The sequence below is a fragment of the Vibrio sp. Vb0349 genome, assembly GCF_033338975.1.
Genome location: NZ_JAWOTS010000012.1, coordinates 106,905 through 124,767, shown reverse-complemented (window position 1 = coordinate 124,767; position 17,863 = coordinate 106,905). Strand labels below are relative to the sequence as shown.

Sequence of the window (17,863 nt, the reverse complement as noted above, 5' to 3'; positions counted from 1 at the left end):
GCGACACTAGCTCAGTTGGTAGAGCGCAACCTTGCCAAGGTTGAGGTCACGAGTTCGAACCTCGTGTGTCGCTCCAGATTTAAGGCCTAACATGAAAATGTTAGGCCTTTTTCGTATTTTTTTGAAAATCTCAAACTTCTTTTCTGTCACAGACTTCGTTAAGTAGCGAACCCTTTGTCTCATTGACTCAAGTGATTGTTAATTCTGCCATTGCAAAACATCTTAGCTATTCCTACTAGTCTATGTTTAAACCATTACTTGTGGTGAATAACTACTCTTACTCCAGGCAAAGCTGTGACGAGAATGCTATCTTTTTAAATGTTCCGGATATAGAAAGGAATGTTTTACGATTAAGCAGCACAACCTTAAACCTCTGTTGGATGAGGTGATGATATCTCAAGAATATTTGTTTAAATAACAGCTGTTTGAGAGAAGCAGAAAAGCATAGCTCATGAATATGAACATGCGAGTTACGATGGGGTATGTTTTGTTGTGATTTACATCACTGTTACTAATATGAAAAATCGTTGCCAGAAGATTTTATTTTGTGATAAATTCGCGCGCAATCTCGGAGCGTAATTAACAACGTTTGATCTCTGGGGGATACGCGTAGTGACCATTCAAGCTGATTGTGACACTGCGTAGGGTAGGTATCGGCAAAGCCTTTTGTCGATAGACGGGATACTAATGCTGTAAACGCGGCATATTAATGGGAAACCCAACATTGAAACCTTTGAATAAACACACACTAATCAGCTTCATACTGCCGAAATGTCCTGTTTTACAAAACGGGTGCATTACAGAACCTTGATTAATCCCTTTTACATATAAAGCCGCGAGTATCGTGGCGGATGATCTGTATTTGTCATTTATGCACTGACAAATGCGGAGGGGTATTTACACCTCCTGTAATTTCATTCTAATGATTATTAATACAGGATACAGAATTATTATAATTCAAGGGATTATGTAGTATGAGCACTGCCTTTGAAGTCGATAGCAATATCGCAAACATTTTTTCGTCTCAGGTTCCTATCGTTGAGGGAACGTATGACTTAACGCCAGATCAAGTATTGATTGATCAGGCTGAGCATGAATCTGAAGTACGTTCTTATCCACGTCGTTTGCCGATCGCAATTAAACAAGCCTTTGGGTGCTTGGTTGAAGATACGCGTGGACAGATCTTTCTAGACTGCCTTGCGGGGGCAGGCACTCTAGCTTTGGGGTATAACCATCCTGAAATAAACCAAGCTCTGAAAGAGCAATTAGATTCAGGACTGCCATATCAGACGCTAGATATTGCAACATCAGCAAAAACGACGTTTATTCAATCTGTTAAGTCTTTTCTTCCTCAAGAGTTAAGCGAGAACAGCGTTATCCAATTTTGTGGCCCGTCTGGAGCTGATGCGGTTGAAGCTGCTATCAAGCTCGCGAAACAGACTACCGGTCGCAACACTATGTTTGCCTTCCGTGGCGCATACCATGGTATGACTAATGGTACGATGGGGATGATGGGTAACTTAGGCACGAAAGCTCGTCGAACTGGTTTGATGTCGGATGTGCACTTTATGCCTTTCCCATACAACCTGCGTTGTCCTTTTGGGCTTGGCGGTGATGAAGGTGCTAAAGCAAGTATCCGCTATATCGATCGTCTTTTAAACGATGATGAGTCAGGCATTATGAAGCCTGCCGCGATTATCGTGGAGCCAGTGCAAGGTGAGGGTGGTGTTGTTCCTGCGCCAGCATTCTGGCTACGAGAGTTACGTCGTATTTGTGATGAACACGGTATCTTACTGATCTTCGATGAGATCCAGTGTGGTGTTGGTAAAACTGGCTACAATTTCGCGTTCGAAGAGTCGGGCATTGTTCCAGATATTCTGTGTTTATCAAAAGCAATTGGTGGTGGTTTACCAATGTCGCTATTGGTTATCAACAAGCAACATGATACATGGAAGCCGGGCGAGCACACAGGTACATTTCGTGGTAACCAGCTAGCTATGGTCTCTGGTGCGAAAGCATTAGAAATTATCCAGCGTGATAACCTTGTTGAGCATGCCAATGTTGCGGGTCAGTACCTGCGCTACGGCCTTGAAAGTATTCAAAAGCGTGTGAACTGTATCGCAGAGGTTCGTGGCAAAGGTTTGATGCTAGGCGTGGAGATTAAAACTCCAAACGGTGAGCTCAATAAATTTGGTGAACCTCAAGCGGATAGTGAACTCACACTTTCTATTCAACGCGCAGCACTCGAGCGTGGCTTGATCGTTGAGAAAGGTGGACGCGAAGGCGCAGTAATTCGTTTCCTTCCTCCTCTTATCATCTCGTTTGAGCAAATCGACTTTGCTTTACGTGTATTTGAAGACGCGATTTTAGCCGCTGGCGGTAGTCACATCGAAACTCAGCCACAAGATGAATGGAAGAAGCATTTCATCCACACTGGAGAGATGGGCAGCAATGAATTTGCTTCGGTGATGAATCACACTACTACGGCAATGAAGTCAGTGTTTGAACAAGTGACTGCACCGTATTCAGGTATGGATCCAAAAGCATTGGAAGCAGCGATTCACGACGTTGATCTTGATAATGGAAATGCGCCTCTTAAATCCGTTATCGACGATGCTGCTGATCTGGTCGCGAAAAACGCAATTTTTACTCAACATCCAGATTGTATTGCTCACCTGCATACTCCACCGTTGATGCCAGCGATTGCGGCAGAGGCAATGATTGCGGCTTTGAACCAGTCGATGGACTCATGGGATCAAGCTTCATCAGCGACTTATGTTGAACAGAAAGTTGTGAACTGGCTATGCGATAAATATGAGTTAGGTGAAAAAGCGGACGGTATCTTCACGAGCGGCGGCACGCAAAGTAACCAAATGGGTTTGATGCTTGCGCGAGATTGGATTGCTGACAAACTCAGTGCACACTCAATTCAAAAGCTTGGCCTTCCTGAATACGCAGACAAGCTACGTATTGTATGTTCGAAAAAATCCCACTTCACGGTTCAAAAATCAGCGTCTTGGATGGGATTGGGTGAAAAAGCGGTCATGACCGTCGATGCTAATGCCGATGGAACGATGGATGTCACTAAGTTAGACGAAGTTCTCAATCAGGCCAAAGCAGAAGGTTTGATCCCATTTGCCATTGTTGGCACCGCGGGTACAACGGATCACGGTGCTATTGATGACTTAGACTTTATCGCCGATATCGCAGCGAAACATGACATGTGGATGCACGTCGACGGTGCATACGGTGGAGCTCTGATTCTAAGTAGCCAAAAAGCGCGTCTGAAAGGTTGTGAGCGTGCACATTCCATCAGCGTAGACTTCCATAAGCTGTTTTACCAAACCATCAGTTGTGGTGCGCTATTGGTAAATGACAAGTCTAACTTTAAATTCCTGCTTCACCATGCAGACTATTTGAACCGCGAACACGACGAACTACCGAACTTGGTGGATAAGTCTATTGCGACAACTAAGCGTTTTGATGCGCTCAAAGTGTTTATGACGATGCAAAGCGTAGGGCCAAAAGCCCTAGGCGATATGTATGATCATTTGCTTGAACAGACGCTTGAAGTGGCGGACATGATTCGAGATAACAAACACTTTGAGTTGTTGGCTGAACCATCACTATCTACGGTTCTGTTCCGCGCGACACATGAATCAGCGGATCTTGATGAACTGAACAAAACGTTGCGCTTAGAAGCGTTAACACGCGGTATCGCGGTATTGGGTGAAACCATTGTCGACGATAAAACTGCATTGAAATTTACGATTTTGAACCCGTGTCTGACGACGGCGGACTTTGAATCTTTGCTCTCAAAAATCAATACGCTAGCGGCAGAGCTAGTTTAACAAAGGTAACGGAAAACTATGGCAATTCTACAGATTGGTGCAGGCGGCGTTGGCTGGGTAGTTGCACATAAAGCAGCACAAAACAACGACGTTCTGGGTGATATCACAATCGCATCACGTACCGTAGGTAAGTGTGAGAAAATCATCGAATCGATTCAGAAGAAAAACAATCTGAAAGATTCAACTAAGAAATTAGAAGCGCGAGCGGTAAACGCGGACGACGTAGATTCTTTAGTTGCTTTAATTAAAGAAGTACAACCTGACTTAGTGATCAACGCAGGTCCTCCTTGGGTGAACATGTCTATTATGGAAGCATGTTACCAAGCTAAAGTGTCATACCTTGATACATCTGTTGCGGTTGATTTGTGCTCTGAAGGCCAACAAGTACCTCAAGCTTACGATTGGCAGTGGGGTTACCGTGAGAAGTTTGAAGAAGCGGGCATTACAGGTATTCTTGGTGCTGGTTTCGATCCGGGCGTAGTATCGGTGTTTGCCGCATACGCAGTGAAGCATCTGTTCGATGAAATCGATACTATCGACGTAATGGATGTAAACGCAGGCGACCACGGTAAGAAGTTCGCAACTAACTTTGATCCAGAAACGAACATGCTTGAGATTCAAGGCGATTCGTTCTACTGGGAAAACGGCGAGTGGAAACAAGTACCTTGTCACTCACGTATGCTTGAGTTTGAATTCCCGAATTGTGGTTCACACAAAGTGTACTCAATGGCGCACGACGAAGTTCGATCTATGCAAGAGTTCATCCCGGCGAAACGCATCGAATTCTGGATGGGCTTTGGTGACCGTTACCTAAACTACTTCAATGTGATGCGCGACATCGGTCTACTCAGCCCAGATCCACTAACGCTTCACGACGGTACGGTTGTTCAACCTTTGCACGTGCTAAAAGCACTACTACCAGATCCAACATCACTCGCACCAGGCTACACTGGCCTAACGTGTATCGGTACTTGGGTTCAAGGTAAGAAAGATGGTAAAGAGCGCAGTGTATTTATTTACAACAACGCTGATCACGAAGTCGCATACGAAGATGTTGAACACCAAGCTATCTCATACACCACTGGCGTACCAGCGATCACTGCGGCTTTGCAGTTCTTCCGTGGCAAGTGGGCAGACAAAGGCGTGTTCAACATGGAACAACTAGATCCAGACCCATTCCTAGAAACCATGCCATCTATTGGTCTAGATTGGCATGTTCAAGAACTGGAGCCAGGACAACCTGTTATCCATAAATTGAAGTAAGAATTTAGCGACTCTTATTTGTACGTTTAAGCCGATGCACTTGCGTCGGCTTTGTTCGATTTTATAGTGCCTTTGCTAAGGCGAAGGGACGTAAGGTATCAAAATGCAACAAAACGAACTAAAAACGCCATACTTCATGATCAATGAAGACAAGCTGATTGAGAACCTAGAGAAAGCAAAACAGCTAAAAGACATCTCTGGTGTGAAGCTTGTATTAGCACTGAAGTGCTTCTCAACATGGGGTGTATTCGACATCATCAAGCCTTACCTAGACGGAACAACAAGTTCTGGCCCGTTTGAAGTGAAGCTTGGCTACGAAACGTTTGGTGGTGAGACACACGCATACAGCGTGGGTTACAGCGAAGATGACGTTCGCGATGTGGCGGACATCTCTGACAAGATGATCTTTAACTCTCAGTCACAGCTAGCGGCTTATCGTCATATTGTCGAAGGTAAAGCATCGATTGGCTTGCGCCTGAACCCAGGTGTGAGCTATGCAGGGCAAGACTTAGCAAACCCAGCGCGTCAATTCTCTCGTCTTGGTGTTCAGGCTGATCACATCAAACCGGAAATTTTTGATGGTATTGATGGCGTAATGTTCCACATGAACTGTGAGAACAAAGACGTGGATGCGTTTATCGGTTTACTCGATGCTATTTCAGCTCAGTTTGGCGAGTACCTAGATAAGCTGGACTGGGTAAGCATGGGTGGCGGCGTGTTCTTCACATGGCCGGGTTATGACATCGAAAAGCTTGGCCTAGCGCTGAAAGCGTTTGCTGAAAAACACGGCGTGCAAATGTACCTAGAACCGGGCGAAGCGATCATTACCAAGACGACTGACCTAGTGGTCACTGTGGTTGATATCGTTGAGAACGTAAAGAAGACGGCGATTGTCGATTCAGCCACAGAAGCTCACCGCTTAGATACGTTGATCTACAATGAGCCAGCGTCAATTCTTGAAGCATCTGAAAATGGTGAACACGAGTATGTGATCGGCTCGTGCTCTTGTTTGGCTGGAGACCAGTTCTGCGTGGCGAACTTCGAACAGCCTCTAGAGATAGGACAGCGTCTGCATATTCTAGATAGTGCCGGTTACACCATGGTGAAACTGAACTGGTTTAACGGTCTACGTATGCCGTCGGTCTACTGTGAACGCTCGAATGGTGACATTCAAAAACTGAATGAATTTGACTACTCTGATTTCAAACGTTCACTGTCTCAGTGGTCAGTGATATAAAACGTATTGAGTATTAGAACGACAAAGAGCAGCTGAATTGCTGCTCTTTTTATTGGGGAAGCGTTAAAGGTATGCAGTTAGCTTTCTACAATTACACGAGTGTCTTCACTCAGAGATTCTAACTCATTGGCTATGTCTTCAATTTCTAGCTCGCTAGGTAGTTTTATCGCCATTTTAGCGCTGAATAAGCTAGAGCTTACCCCTCCGCCTCCTGCAATGAATACACGCTGACAATCCATATCTAAAATTGAGATACCTTGATTATCGAGAACGTGAGTAATTTCATTCACAATACCCGCTCTATCGTTGGCATCTAAACGAAGTTGGAAGATAGTGTCTTCACGATATGAGTGAGGCTCAGAGTCGACGAACCTAACAACAAGAGTCTGACAAGAAGAGAACGCTTGTTTAACGATGTCGGCATTTTCTCTTGGAAGCTCTACTTTGATGACACCTGCAACTTGGTCTTCGATAAAGTTTACTTTGCTGATCAGCCATTTCCCGCCGTTTTCGTGTGTGATTGCAGCGAGCTCTTTAATCGTGGCGGGTGACGCTTGTCCGACAAAATTAACAATAAATACGGTGTTCATAATGTCCCCTCCTGGAATCAAGGTTTGGACGCAGTACGAATAAACGTGCTACTTAAGTTATTGGAATAAATCCTTTTATTTAGTGTAGGTGCTAAGGGCGGGTAATGTTTGATGAAAGTCAATTTTTAACACTAATTCGTGATGCAAATAATTAAAACAATGTTCAGAGCACAAAAAAGCAGCCATCGTAAGGCTGCTTTTTACCGAGTATCAACTTAGGATTAGAAGGTTACTTTTAACTCGACACCATAAAATTGACTGTCGTAGTTTGCGCCTGCGTCCATGGCGAATTTTGCAACATCTTGGTTTCCAAACCAAGGTGATGAATTGAATTGTAGTTCTGCACTACCGCCCCATGCATCAGTTACCCAATAATGAATATGTCCAACAGGGTTTAAGAAGAAGAGCGAAACATCACCTGCGGTTTCAGAACCCATAACTTCGCCGCCGTTTGCAATAATGTCTTGCTCAGCCGTTAACATCATTTCACCAACAACAGCACCAAAGAATGGTGTGATAAAAATATCCTGCCAAGATGGTACTTCTGCGAACGCCTCCACGCCATACTCCCAAAAGAACGTCGACATAGTTGCGGAGTACAAAAACGACTGAAATTCATTATAGCCAGCGTGACGTGCTGCCGTGTAGTAAACGCCGCCAAAATATGGGTGCATGATGTAGTTGAGGACATGTTCATCGCGATCCCAAACGGGGCCGTCAGAGACATTATCTTTCCACTTTTGCCCCAACTTACTCATGTCTCGGTCTTCTTCGTCCCATTTGGTGATACTTTCTGGAAGAAAAGTCATCATGCCTACGGTCGCGATACTGAGACCTAGAATGGTGTAGGTTTGACCCATCAGATAATCCCAGTCTTTATCTTGAGGGATGATGAGATGTTTAGGCTGAAGCCCTGCGTCAAGGTTTAGCGAATCATCATTATTCTGTTCATACATAACACCGCGATTTTGAGCCTCGAAGGTGTACAGAGTCGTCGTTTCGCAGTAACCTGACAAGCAATCAGGTGTGTAAGAAAACTCTGTATGACGGTTTAGGTCATAGCGACTTGCGTGCGCAAGCGCTGACGAAGCCAAGCAAAGGCCTGTTAGAGTCGTCTTGAACATGGATGATTTTGACACAAAGGTCTCCGAGTTAATGGTGTATGTTCGGGCTCGTAATTATCCCTCAAAACATCAATCATTTAAACACTTGACCCTTATTTAGTCCCAACAAACCTCGGCGAGATTTGTCCAAATAAAAAGAAAAATAAGCGCTATAACGAAAATAGGATTGTGCTTACGTTCAGGAGTCAGTTGTGAAAATAGCAATGCTTAGTACTGGTGAGGAAGTCCTCCACGGTGATATTGTTGATACTAATGCGGCATGGTTGTCTAGCCTGTTTTATCAACATGGATTTGGCTTAACAAAGCGCTCTACGGTTGGTGATAGCCTATCGAGTTTGGTTGAAGAGTTTTTAATGCTCAGCTTTAACAACGATGTGGTTATTGTTAATGGTGGTTTAGGCCCTACAACGGATGACATGAGTGCTGCCGCCGCCGCGAGAGCCGCCGATTGTAAACTGGTGCTATTCAAAGAGTGGTTGCAGCATCTAGAAAGTTTGTATGCTCGACGTGGCATCCCTATGCCGGACAGTAATTTAAAGCAAGCAATGCTGCCAGAAACGGCAGAGATATTGGACAACCCGATAGGCACTGCTTGCGGTTTCAAAATGCTGATTAATGATGCCATTTTTTATTTCACACCGGGTGTACCAAGTGAATTTAAGCTCATGGCAGAGACGCAAATTCTTCCCGATCTGAGAAGAGTGTTTCCCGATGTTCAAGGTTCATGTTGTAGTCGAATCTACACGTTTGGTCTATCTGAATCCGGTATTTCAGATAAGCTAGATCAGCTAAAACTTCCTCAAGACTATGAGCTAGGGTATCGCTCTTACTTGCCTTTTATTGAAGTGAAACTTTTTGGTCCTTCAGATCAGATTGAACAGCGTTTGAAACTAGTACAGATAATTAATAAACACCTTGAGAGTAATACCGTTAGTATTGATTTACCTATGGTTGAAAATGTCGGCCAGTTGTTGGTCGATAAAGGACTAACAGTGTCGACCTCCGAAAAAAGTAGCGGAGGATACTTAACGTACTGGCTAAACGGTGATGAAAACGCTGAAAAACAACTAGGGCATGGTTGGATACTACCGAGCCTGACTCAAGCGATGGCCAACAGCGGAGATCCATTAGCAGAAACGTTTGCTCTGGCTGGTGCTACGCGAGAGAAGTGTGGGACGGATTTATCACTCGTCACTGGCCATATTGAAGAGGGCGTTTTTTCCGTCGCTTTATCGACACCGTCAGGCGAGTGGGGAGCGTTATATAAACTCTCGAAAAAGTATCAGCGCAGTGATCAAGTTAAAGTGATCAGCACGGCAGCACTAGACTTGTTGCGTCGCTACCTAGAACGTAAACCGATGTTTGCGCATTATGCATTTTTAGAGAAAGTTAAAGAGATGCACCTCCCGAGCAGTGCTTTATAACCAAAGCTCTATACAGTAGTCTGAGAGACAATACACAGAGACAAAAAAGCCAAGGTGATTACCTTGGCTTTTGCATTTTATACCGTCGAGTCAACGTTATGCGCGCTGCTTTTCTTTCATCGCGTAGTTAACGCCGCTAAGTGACAAATCTGATTTTGCTTTACAGATACAAGGTAATATTTCATCACTTTGTGTGTAAGCCATGGCAAAACCAACATACTCCACTTCACCAGACTCCAATTTGCAGCGACAGGCGCCGCAGTGCCCATCACGGCAGTTGTATTCTGGTAATAGGCCAGCTTGCTCCATTGTTTCCAAAATCGTATTGGAAGGGTTGGATTCAATGCTGATCAGTTTGTTGATTTTGAGTGTTGCCATTACAGCTCGAATCCTTCGAAGTCATCTGCGCGAACTTCATTGTCAATTTGACCCACAAGGTAAGAAGAGATTTCTGCTTCTTGAGGCGCAACTTGAACGTTATCTGAAGACAACCAAGCGTTAATCCATGGAATTGGGTTGGTTGTTGCTTCTGGATACGCTGCTGGTAGACCTACCGCTTGCATACGAATATTTGTGATGTATTCAACGTATTGGCTTAGGATGTCTTTGTTTAGACCGATCATAGAGCCATCTTTGAATAGATACTCTGCCCACTCTTTTTCTTGCTCAGCCGCTTCTTTGAATAGGTCAAAACAGTCCTGTTTTGCCTCTTCTGCGATTTGCATGAAAGTGAAGTCATCTTGACCGTTACGTAGCAGGTTGATCATGTGCTGCGTGCCGTTTAAGTGAAGTGCTTCGTCACGAGCGATCAGCTTGATGATTTTCGCGTTACCTTCCATTAGTTCGCGTTCTGCGAAAGCGAAAGAACATGCGAAACTTACGTAAAAACGAATAGCTTCTAATGCGTTAACAGACATCAGACAGATGTACAGCTTCTTCTTAAGATCGTACAGACTAACCTTAACCGTTTCACCGTTAAGGACATGCTCACCTTCACCGTAGCGATGGTAATCATTCGTCGCTTGAATCAAATCGTCGTAGTAGTGCGCGATGTCTTTTGCACGCTTCAGAATGTGCTCGTTCTCAACGATATCATCAAACACTACAGCAGGGTCGTTCACGATGTTACGAATAATGTGTGTGTAAGAACGAGAGTGAATCGTTTCAGAGAAAGACCAAGTCTCAATCCAAGTCTCTAGTTCTGGCAGAGACACAAGCGGCAGCAGTGCCACGTTAGGGCTACGACCTTGAATAGAGTCAAGAAGCGTTTGGTACTTCAAGTTAGAGATGAAGATGTGCTTCTCGTGATCTGGCAGTTTGTTGTAATCGATACGGTCGCTAGATACGTCTACTTCTTCTGGACGCCAGAAGAAAGAAAGTTGTTTCTCGATAAGTTTTTCGAAAATCTCAAACTTTTGTTGGTCGTAACGTGCAACGTTTACTGATTGACCTAGGAACATTGGTTCCTTCAATTGGTCATTCTTTTTTTGGTTAAAAGTACTGTAAGCCATAATGCCTCAATTCCTTTTAAACCTCCCCGTAAGGGGGAGGTTATCGATAGTCTGTCTTTACGGGTTCGCTAGGTACGGGAAGATTAAATCTTACAACCGCCGCCAGCACAATCGTCATCTTGTGGTTGAACAGCGTCTTTCTGTTCATCTTTCGCGCCATCACGAGTGTTGTGGTAGTAAAGCGTTTTCACACCAAACTTATACGCTGTTAGCAGGTCTTGAAGTAGTTTCTTCATTGGAACCTTGCCAGTCTCGTAACGTGACGGGTCGTAGTTAGTATTAGCAGAGATAGCTTGGTCAACAAACTTCTGCATAATACCCACAAGGTGTAGATAACCGTCGTTCGAACCGATATTCCAAAGCAGTTCATAGCTGTCTTTAAGTTCTGTGAACTCTGGTACAACTTGCTTCAGGATACCGTCTTTCGAAGCTTTTACTGAAACGTAACCACGTGGTGGCTCAATACCGTTAGTTGCGTTTGAAATCTGAGAAGAAGTCTCAGAAGGCATTAGCGCAGTCAGTGTTGAGTTACGTAGGCCGTGCTCCATAATTTCTTTACGTAGGCTGTCCCAGTCGTAGTGCAGCGCTTCGTCACAAATTAGGTCGATATCTTTCTTATACGTATCAATCGGCAGTAAGCCTTTCGCGTAGTTCGTCTCGTCGAATGAAGGACACTTACCTTGTTCTTTCGCCAGTGCTACAGATGCTTTCAATAGGTAGTACTGCATTGCTTCGAACGTACGGTGAGTTAGGCCGTTCGCGCTACCGTCAGAGTATTTCACGCCATTCTTCGCTAAGTAGTAAGCAAAGTTAATCACACCAACACCTAGCGTACGACGGTTCATAGTCGATTTGTATGCCGCTGGTAGAGGGTAATCTTGGTAATCAAGCAGTGCATCTAACGCACGAACAACAAGATCGGATAGCTCTTCGAAATCATCTAGAGACTTGATAGCACCTAAGTTGAATGCAGAAAGCGTACACAGTGCGATCTCGCCTGAGTCATCTTCAACGTTAGTTAATGGTTTCGTTGGCAGTGCGATTTCTAAACATAGGTTCGACTGACGAACTGGAGCGACTTCAGAATCAAATGGGCTGTGAGTATTACAGTGGTCCACGTTCTGGATGTAGATACGACCCGTTGATGCACGCTCTTGCATTAGCAGAGTGAACATTTCAATCGCTTTAACCGTTTCTTTCTTGATTGAAGGATCGTTCTCGTACTTCACGTATAGACGCTCAAACTCTTCTTGGTTTTCGAAGAATGCGTCGTACAGACCAGGTACATCAGATGGTGAGAATAGCGTAATATTGCCGCCTTCAACTAAACGTTGGTACATCAGTTTGTTTAACTGAACACCGTAGTCCATGTGACGAACACGGTTTTCTTCAACACCACGGTTGTTCTTAAGTACCATTAGTGAGCGTGCTTCACCGTGCCACATTGGGTAGAACACAGTAGCTGCGCCACCACGTACACCACCTTGTGAACAACATTTTACTGCTGTTTGGAAGTACTTGTAGAACGGAATACAACCAGTGTGGAATGCTTCACCACCGCGAATTTCTGAGCCTAATGCACGGATACGACCTGCGTTGATACCAATACCAGCGCGCTGAGATACGTAACGAACAATTGAGCTTGCTGTTGCGTTAATAGAATCAAGACTGTCGCCACACTCGATCAGAACACATGAGCTGAACTGGCGAGTAGGGGTACGCACGCCAGACATAATTGGCGTAGGTAGAGAAATCTTAAATGTCGATGTCGCATCGTAGAAACGTTTGATGTAATCAAGACGCGTCGCTTTTGGATATTTCGCAAATAAGCACGCTGCTACAAGGATGTATAAGAACTGAGCACTTTCGTAAATTTGGCCCGTAACACGGTTCTGTACGAAGTACTTACCCTCTAGCTGCTTAACTGCCGCGTATGAGAAGTTTAGGTCGCGTTTATGGTCGAGGTACGCATCAAGTTCGTCGAGTTCTGCTTTTGTGTAGTCTTCTAGAATATGTTGATCGTACTTACCCATATCGACGAGGCGAGACACGTGATCATAAAGCGTTGGTGGCTCGTATTGGCCATACGCTTTTTTACGCAGATGGAATACCGCTAGGCGAGCAGCTAGGTATTGGTAATCCGGAGTCTCTTCAGAGATCAGGTCTGCCGCAGACTTGATGATTGTCTCGTGAATATCTGTCGTTGTGATGCCGTCGTAAAACTGGATGTGAGCGCGAAGTTCTACTTGAGAAACCGAAACATTATCTAGACCTTCTGCAGCCCAAGTGATAACGCGGTGGATTTTATCCAGATCGATACTTTCTTTACGGCCATCACGCTTGGTGACGGTAAGTTGTTGGTTCATTCTGCTTTATTTCCCTAAGAAAACTGATAAAAGCCGTATTTTTGTTTGTTTATGTGCAATATGAGTAAAGCTTGCGGCGGCTTTGTGATCAAAGTCTATCTATATATTGTCGCTTAAACACAACATATAGGGGTTCATTTGTTTGCGGGTTACAAGATAGTGCTATTACACTGATTTATCAAGGTACAGATCGGGGATGACTTGTGGATAACTGACAAAATGAAAAAAATCAGTAAGTGAACACTAACCGATGAGAAAAGGGCAGACTTGAATGGTTAAAAGTACGGTTTCGAGATCGGTTTAGAAATAACCGCATGCAAAAATATTTTCCTTGATCTTTGGCCGTTTTTATCTACGAAAAATGGCTTGGTCAAAATGGAATCTAGAGCACGAATTTTAGCCATAAAAAGACAAAAAAAGCGGCAACTTTGTGCTACCGCTTCCGATTCATTTTCTTTAAAAAATGTCAATCACAAAACTCATTTTTTAACTTAATAGCGTTCAGTATTTTTTAGTATGAACGATGTAGTTTACATCTACATTACGACCGAGTTTGTAGCTATCATTTAGAGGGTTGTAATGAAGCCCAGTAATGCCCATTTCCGTCAGGTCAGTTTGGTCTATCATCTTCATCATTTCGGCTGGCTTGATAAACTTATCGTGCTCATGAGTGCCTTCAGGAACAATCTTAAGAAGCTTCTCAGCACCGACAATAGCAAATAAGTACGACTTAATGTTTCGGTTCAAAGTTGAGAAAAACACGTGACCACCGGGTTTGACTAGCGCAGCACAAGAGCGGATAACGGAGAGAGGATCTGGAACGTGTTCAAGCATCTCCATACAAGTCACGACATCGTAAGTTCCTGCGTTTTCTATAGCGTGGTCTTCTATTGTGCTCTGAATGTAGGTCAGTTGAGTGCCTGTTTCTAATGCATGTAGTCGCGCGACTTCTAATGGTTCTTTACCCATATCAAGCCCCGTCACAATAGCGCCTTCTTTTGCCATGCTTTCAGCAAGAATGCCACCACCACAGCCGACATCAAGTGCGCGCTTGCCAAACAAGCCATTTGCTTTTTCAAGTACATAGTTCAAACGAAGTGGGTTAATTTGATGAAGTGGCTTAAACTCGCCTTCTAAATCCCACCATCGAGAAGCCATGTCCTCGAATTTCTTAATTTCACTTGGGTCGACGTTTTGTGCTTTAGTCATAATTGGTTTTATTGCATTCAATCAGAGTCCTTTAGAGGGCGCCAGTATACTCCAACGTTTTACACCCAAACAACCTCGATGTGCTTAGTTAAGGGACAATGACAGAGTTCACTGGCGCGGCAATCGAGACAGGTGCCTGCAATTTTGAAAGCGCTAGCTATTGTTTTTGGTTCATCCTTGAACTGGTGCCAGTGACAATAACTCTAAAACCTGCATTTTCGCGTTGTGTAGTTAAAGGAATTTACATCGCTTTTCCGCGTAAAGAGTCCGATTTTGCTCAATATTGACCGAAATATAACCACTAATCAGAAAGATATGGGATGAGTGTGCAAATTCTCGACATTTGATTCATAACCAAGCTCACAACCTGATAAAAGGAGAGGGAAAGTGATGCCGAAGTGATGAATTGTGTGTTATATTTTTGCACCTTACACGTATCGTAATTACGATCAGATAATAGAGGGATAATGGCTCTATGAGCGATTTAGCTAAAGAGATCACGCCCGTAAACATTGAAGATGAGCTTAGAGGTTCATACCTAGACTATGCGATGTCAGTCATCGTGGGTCGTGCTCTTCCAGATGTGCGTGATGGCCTAAAACCAGTACACCGCCGCGTTTTATTCGCGATGAACGTACTAGGCAACGATTGGAACAAACCATATAAAAAATCAGCCCGTGTTGTCGGCGACGTAATCGGTAAATATCACCCACATGGTGATAGTGCTGTGTACGACACAATCGTACGTATGGCTCAGCCGTTCTCGCTTCGTTACATGCTGGTCGATGGTCAAGGTAACTTTGGCTCGATCGATGGCGACTCTGCTGCGGCAATGCGTTACACCGAAGTTCGAATGGCAAAAATTGCCCATGAACTATTGGCTGACCTAGATAAAGAAACCGTAGACTACGTACCAAACTACGACGGTACTGAGCAGATCCCAGCGGTTCTTCCAACTAAAATTCCAAACCTATTGGTTAACGGTGCTTCTGGTATCGCAGTAGGTATGGCAACCAACATCCCGCCTCATAACCTTGGCGAAGTGATTGATGGCTGTCTTGCATACATCAATAATGAAGAAATCACTATTGATGAACTAATGGATTACATTCCTGGTCCTGATTTCCCAACGGCGGCGCTTATCAGCGGTCGTAAAGGCATTGTAGACGCGTACAAAACAGGTCGTGGCAAAATCTACATGCGTTCGAAAGCGGACATCGAAGTGGAGAAGAATGGTAAAGAGACCATTATCGTCACTGAAATTCCTTACCAGGTGAACAAAGCTCGCTTGATCGAAAAGATCGCTGAGCTAGTTAAAGATAAGAAAGTAGAAGGCATCAGTGCATTGCGCGACGAGTCAGATAAAGACGGTATGCGCATTGTTATTGAGTGTAAGCGCGATGCTGTGGGCGAAGTAGTTCTAAACAACCTTTACGCTCAGACTCAGCTGCAAACCACTTTCGGTATCAACATGGTGGCCCTAAACAATGGCCAGCCACAGCTATTCAACCTAAAAGATATGTTGAAGTGCTTCGTTGATCACCGTCGTGAAGTTGTGACACGTCGTACTATCTTCGAACTGCGTAAAGCGCGTGAACGTGCTCATATCCTTGAAGGTTTAGCTCTAGCGCTTGCTAACATTGATGAAATCATTGAGCTTATCCGTAAGGCACCTACACCGGCTGAAGCAAAAGCGGGTCTTATCGCTCGTGGTTGGGATTTAGGCAACGTTTCAGCAATGCTAGAGCGTGCTGGTACAGATGCTGCGCGCCCTGAATGGCTAGAGCCTGAATACGGTATTCGTGATGGTCAGTACTTCCTGACTGAGCAACAAGCACAAGCTATCCTAGATCTACGTTTACATAAACTAACAGGTCTAGAACACGAGAAGATTCTTGGCGAATACAAAACACTTCTAGAAGAAATCGCTGAACTCATGCATATCCTTGCGAGCACTGAGCGTTTGATGGAAGTTATCCGTGAGGAACTTGAAGCGGTTCGTGACGGCTTTGGTGACGCTCGTCGTACAGAAATCACAGCTGCGAGCCATGATATTGACATGGAAGAGCTGATCGCACGTGAAGACGTTGTGGTTACTCTATCTCACGGTGGTTACGTTAAGTACCAAGTACTGAGCGACTACGAGTCACAGCGCCGTGGTGGTAAAGGTAAGAGTGCGACTAAGATGAAAGATGAAGACCATATCGAGCGTCTTCTAGTGGCGAATACCCACGATAACATCTTGTGTTTCTCTACTCGTGGTAAAACATACCGCCTGAAAGTTTACCAATTGCCTCTAGCGAGCCGTACTGCGCGTGGTAAGCCAATTGTGAACATCCTTCCACTCGAAGAAGGTGAGCGCATTACCGCGATTCTGCGTGTTGATGAATTCTCTGAAGACAAATTCATCTTCATGGCAACAGGTGACGGTACGGTTAAGAAAACGCCGTTGAACCAGTTTGCAAACGTACGTTCAAACGGCCTAATCGCTGTGAACCTACGTGAAGACGATTCGTTAATCGGTGTGGATATCACTAACGGCGAAAACGAAATCATGCTGTTCTCTAAAGCGGGTAAAGTGGTTCGCTTTAAAGAAGCAGAAGAGATTCCAGTACTTGATGAAAATGGTAAACCAGTTCTTGATGAGAATGGTCAGCCAGAGATCAAGTTTAAAGGTGTTCGTCCTATGGGTCGTACCGCCTCTGGTGTTCGTGGTATGAAACTGGCTGAAAATGACCAAGTTGTATCACTTATTGTTCCTTCGCACGAAGGCGACATCCTAACGGTTACAGAAAACGGTTATGGTAAACGTACAGCACTTAGCGAGTACCCGACAAAAGGTCGTGGCACTCAAGGTGTAGTTTCTATCAAAGTTTCTGAGCGAAATGGCCCGGTAGTTGGTGCTATCCAGGTTGTTGAAGGTGATGAAATGATGATGATCACCGACGCTGGCACGTTAGTACGTACTCGTGTGGGTGAAGTTAGCCAGGTTGGTCGTAACACACAAGGTGTAACGCTTATCCGTACTGCGGAAGATGAATCAGTTGTTGGTTTGCAACGTATTGAAGAAGTTGATGATGAAGAGCTGCCTGCTGATGAAGATGCAGAAGCGTTAGAGTCAACAGGCGAAAATACGCAGCAAGACGCTTCAGAAGCTCCAGCTGCTGATGATGCAGAGGAAGGTAACGAAGAGTAATCTTACATCGTTATCTTGATATGAAAAGCCGAGCCTTAGTTGCTCGGCTTTTTTGTATCTGTATCAACGCATTTAAAGTAAGAACTGCGTAC

At 44.5% G+C, this 17,863-nt stretch carries 11 protein-coding genes and 1 tRNA gene; 6 read left to right on the top strand and 6 right to left on the bottom strand.

Translation table 11 applies throughout. The features are described from left to right. From R7Q47_RS14890 to nspC, 4 genes are all read left to right on the top strand, one after another. Positions 1–76: transfer RNA gene (locus R7Q47_RS14890), tRNA-Gly, on the top strand. Positions 77–974: 898 nt separating this feature from the next. Then, a complete protein-coding gene (locus tag R7Q47_RS14885; protein WP_053350827.1) occupies positions 975–3,851 on the top strand; it encodes a pyridoxal phosphate-dependent class III aminotransferase in 2,877 nt (958 codons plus the stop codon). A gap of 18 nt (positions 3,852–3,869) precedes the next feature. After that, positions 3,870–5,114 carry a carboxynorspermidine synthase gene (locus tag R7Q47_RS14880; RefSeq protein ID WP_012841628.1) on the top strand — a complete coding sequence of 415 codons (1,245 nt, stop codon included), beginning with the start codon at positions 3,870–3,872 and terminating at the stop codon, positions 5,112–5,114. Between the two features lie 103 nt (positions 5,115–5,217). Beyond that, positions 5,218–6,351: a carboxynorspermidine decarboxylase gene (gene nspC / locus R7Q47_RS14875; RefSeq protein ID WP_213970690.1), complete on the top strand. Its 1,134-nt coding sequence runs from the start codon at positions 5,218–5,220 to the stop codon at positions 6,349–6,351. 77 nt (positions 6,352–6,428) lie between these two features. On the opposite strand, the gene R7Q47_RS14870 is transcribed toward nspC, so the two are convergent. Together R7Q47_RS14870 and R7Q47_RS14865 are read right to left on the bottom strand one after the other, a co-directional pair. Continuing rightward, positions 6,429–6,941, bottom strand: a complete 513-nt coding sequence (locus tag R7Q47_RS14870; RefSeq protein ID WP_005376814.1) for a glycine cleavage system protein R — start codon at positions 6,939–6,941, stop codon at positions 6,429–6,431. A gap of 221 nt (positions 6,942–7,162) precedes the next feature. Next, complete coding sequence (locus R7Q47_RS14865) at positions 7,163–8,065, bottom strand: DUF3943 domain-containing protein (RefSeq protein ID WP_213866519.1); 903 nt, start codon at positions 8,063–8,065, stop codon at positions 7,163–7,165. Positions 8,066–8,256: 191 nt separating this feature from the next. Between R7Q47_RS14865 and R7Q47_RS14860 the strand changes: the two genes are divergently transcribed. Then, positions 8,257–9,489, top strand: a complete 1,233-nt coding sequence (locus tag R7Q47_RS14860; RefSeq protein WP_017820471.1) for a CinA family nicotinamide mononucleotide deamidase-related protein — start codon at positions 8,257–8,259, stop codon at positions 9,487–9,489. Between the two features lie 96 nt (positions 9,490–9,585). Here the strand turns inward: R7Q47_RS14860 and yfaE are convergent, their stop codons facing one another. The 4 genes from yfaE to ubiG form a co-directional block, all read right to left on the bottom strand. Beyond that, positions 9,586–9,867, bottom strand: coding sequence for a class I ribonucleotide reductase maintenance protein YfaE (gene yfaE, locus R7Q47_RS14855; RefSeq protein WP_005376817.1), 282 nt, complete (start codon positions 9,865–9,867; stop codon positions 9,586–9,588). Continuing rightward, a complete protein-coding gene (gene nrdB, locus R7Q47_RS14850; protein WP_005376818.1) occupies positions 9,867–11,000 on the bottom strand; it encodes a class Ia ribonucleoside-diphosphate reductase subunit beta in 1,134 nt (377 codons plus the stop codon). The genes yfaE and nrdB overlap by 1 nt, the downstream gene beginning before the upstream one ends. An 83-nt stretch (positions 11,001–11,083) precedes the next feature. Then, entirely contained in the window at positions 11,084–13,366 is a 2,283-nt protein-coding gene (gene nrdA, locus R7Q47_RS14845) for a class 1a ribonucleoside-diphosphate reductase subunit alpha (protein WP_005376819.1), read from the bottom strand. Positions 13,367–13,867: 501 nt separating this feature from the next. Next, positions 13,868–14,575: a bifunctional 2-polyprenyl-6-hydroxyphenol methylase/3-demethylubiquinol 3-O-methyltransferase UbiG gene (ubiG, locus tag R7Q47_RS14840; protein ID WP_005376820.1), complete on the bottom strand. Its 708-nt coding sequence runs from the start codon at positions 14,573–14,575 to the stop codon at positions 13,868–13,870. 475 nt (positions 14,576–15,050) lie between these two features. Between ubiG and gyrA the strand changes: the two genes are divergently transcribed. Then, positions 15,051–17,771: a DNA topoisomerase (ATP-hydrolyzing) subunit A gene (gyrA, locus tag R7Q47_RS14835; RefSeq protein ID WP_005376821.1), complete on the top strand. Its 2,721-nt coding sequence runs from the start codon at positions 15,051–15,053 to the stop codon at positions 17,769–17,771. Positions 17,772–17,863: the final 92 nt, after the last annotated feature.

Excerpts from the sequence above, each read along its gene's own strand:
- gyrA (WP_005376821.1), top strand. The coding sequence starts at position 15,051 with ATGAGCGATTTAGCTAAAGAGATCACGCCCGTAAACATTGAAGATGAG.
- R7Q47_RS14880 (WP_012841628.1), top strand. The coding sequence starts at position 3,870 with ATGGCAATTCTACAGATTGGTGCAGGCGGCGTTGGCTGGGTAGTTGCA.
- nrdB (WP_005376818.1), bottom strand. The coding sequence starts at position 11,000 with ATGGCTTACAGTACTTTTAACCAAAAAAAGAATGACCAATTGAAGGAA.
- nrdA (WP_005376819.1), bottom strand. The coding sequence starts at position 13,366 with ATGAACCAACAACTTACCGTCACCAAGCGTGATGGCCGTAAAGAAAGT.
- R7Q47_RS14885 (WP_053350827.1), top strand. The coding sequence starts at position 975 with ATGAGCACTGCCTTTGAAGTCGATAGCAATATCGCAAACATTTTTTCG.
- R7Q47_RS14865 (WP_213866519.1), bottom strand. The coding sequence starts at position 8,065 with ATGTTCAAGACGACTCTAACAGGCCTTTGCTTGGCTTCGTCAGCGCTT.
- R7Q47_RS14870 (WP_005376814.1), bottom strand. The coding sequence starts at position 6,941 with ATGAACACCGTATTTATTGTTAATTTTGTCGGACAAGCGTCACCCGCC.
- ubiG (WP_005376820.1), bottom strand. The coding sequence starts at position 14,575 with ATGACTAAAGCACAAAACGTCGACCCAAGTGAAATTAAGAAATTCGAG.
- nspC (WP_213970690.1), top strand. The coding sequence starts at position 5,218 with ATGCAACAAAACGAACTAAAAACGCCATACTTCATGATCAATGAAGAC.
- yfaE (WP_005376817.1), bottom strand. The coding sequence starts at position 9,867 with ATGGCAACACTCAAAATCAACAAACTGATCAGCATTGAATCCAACCCT.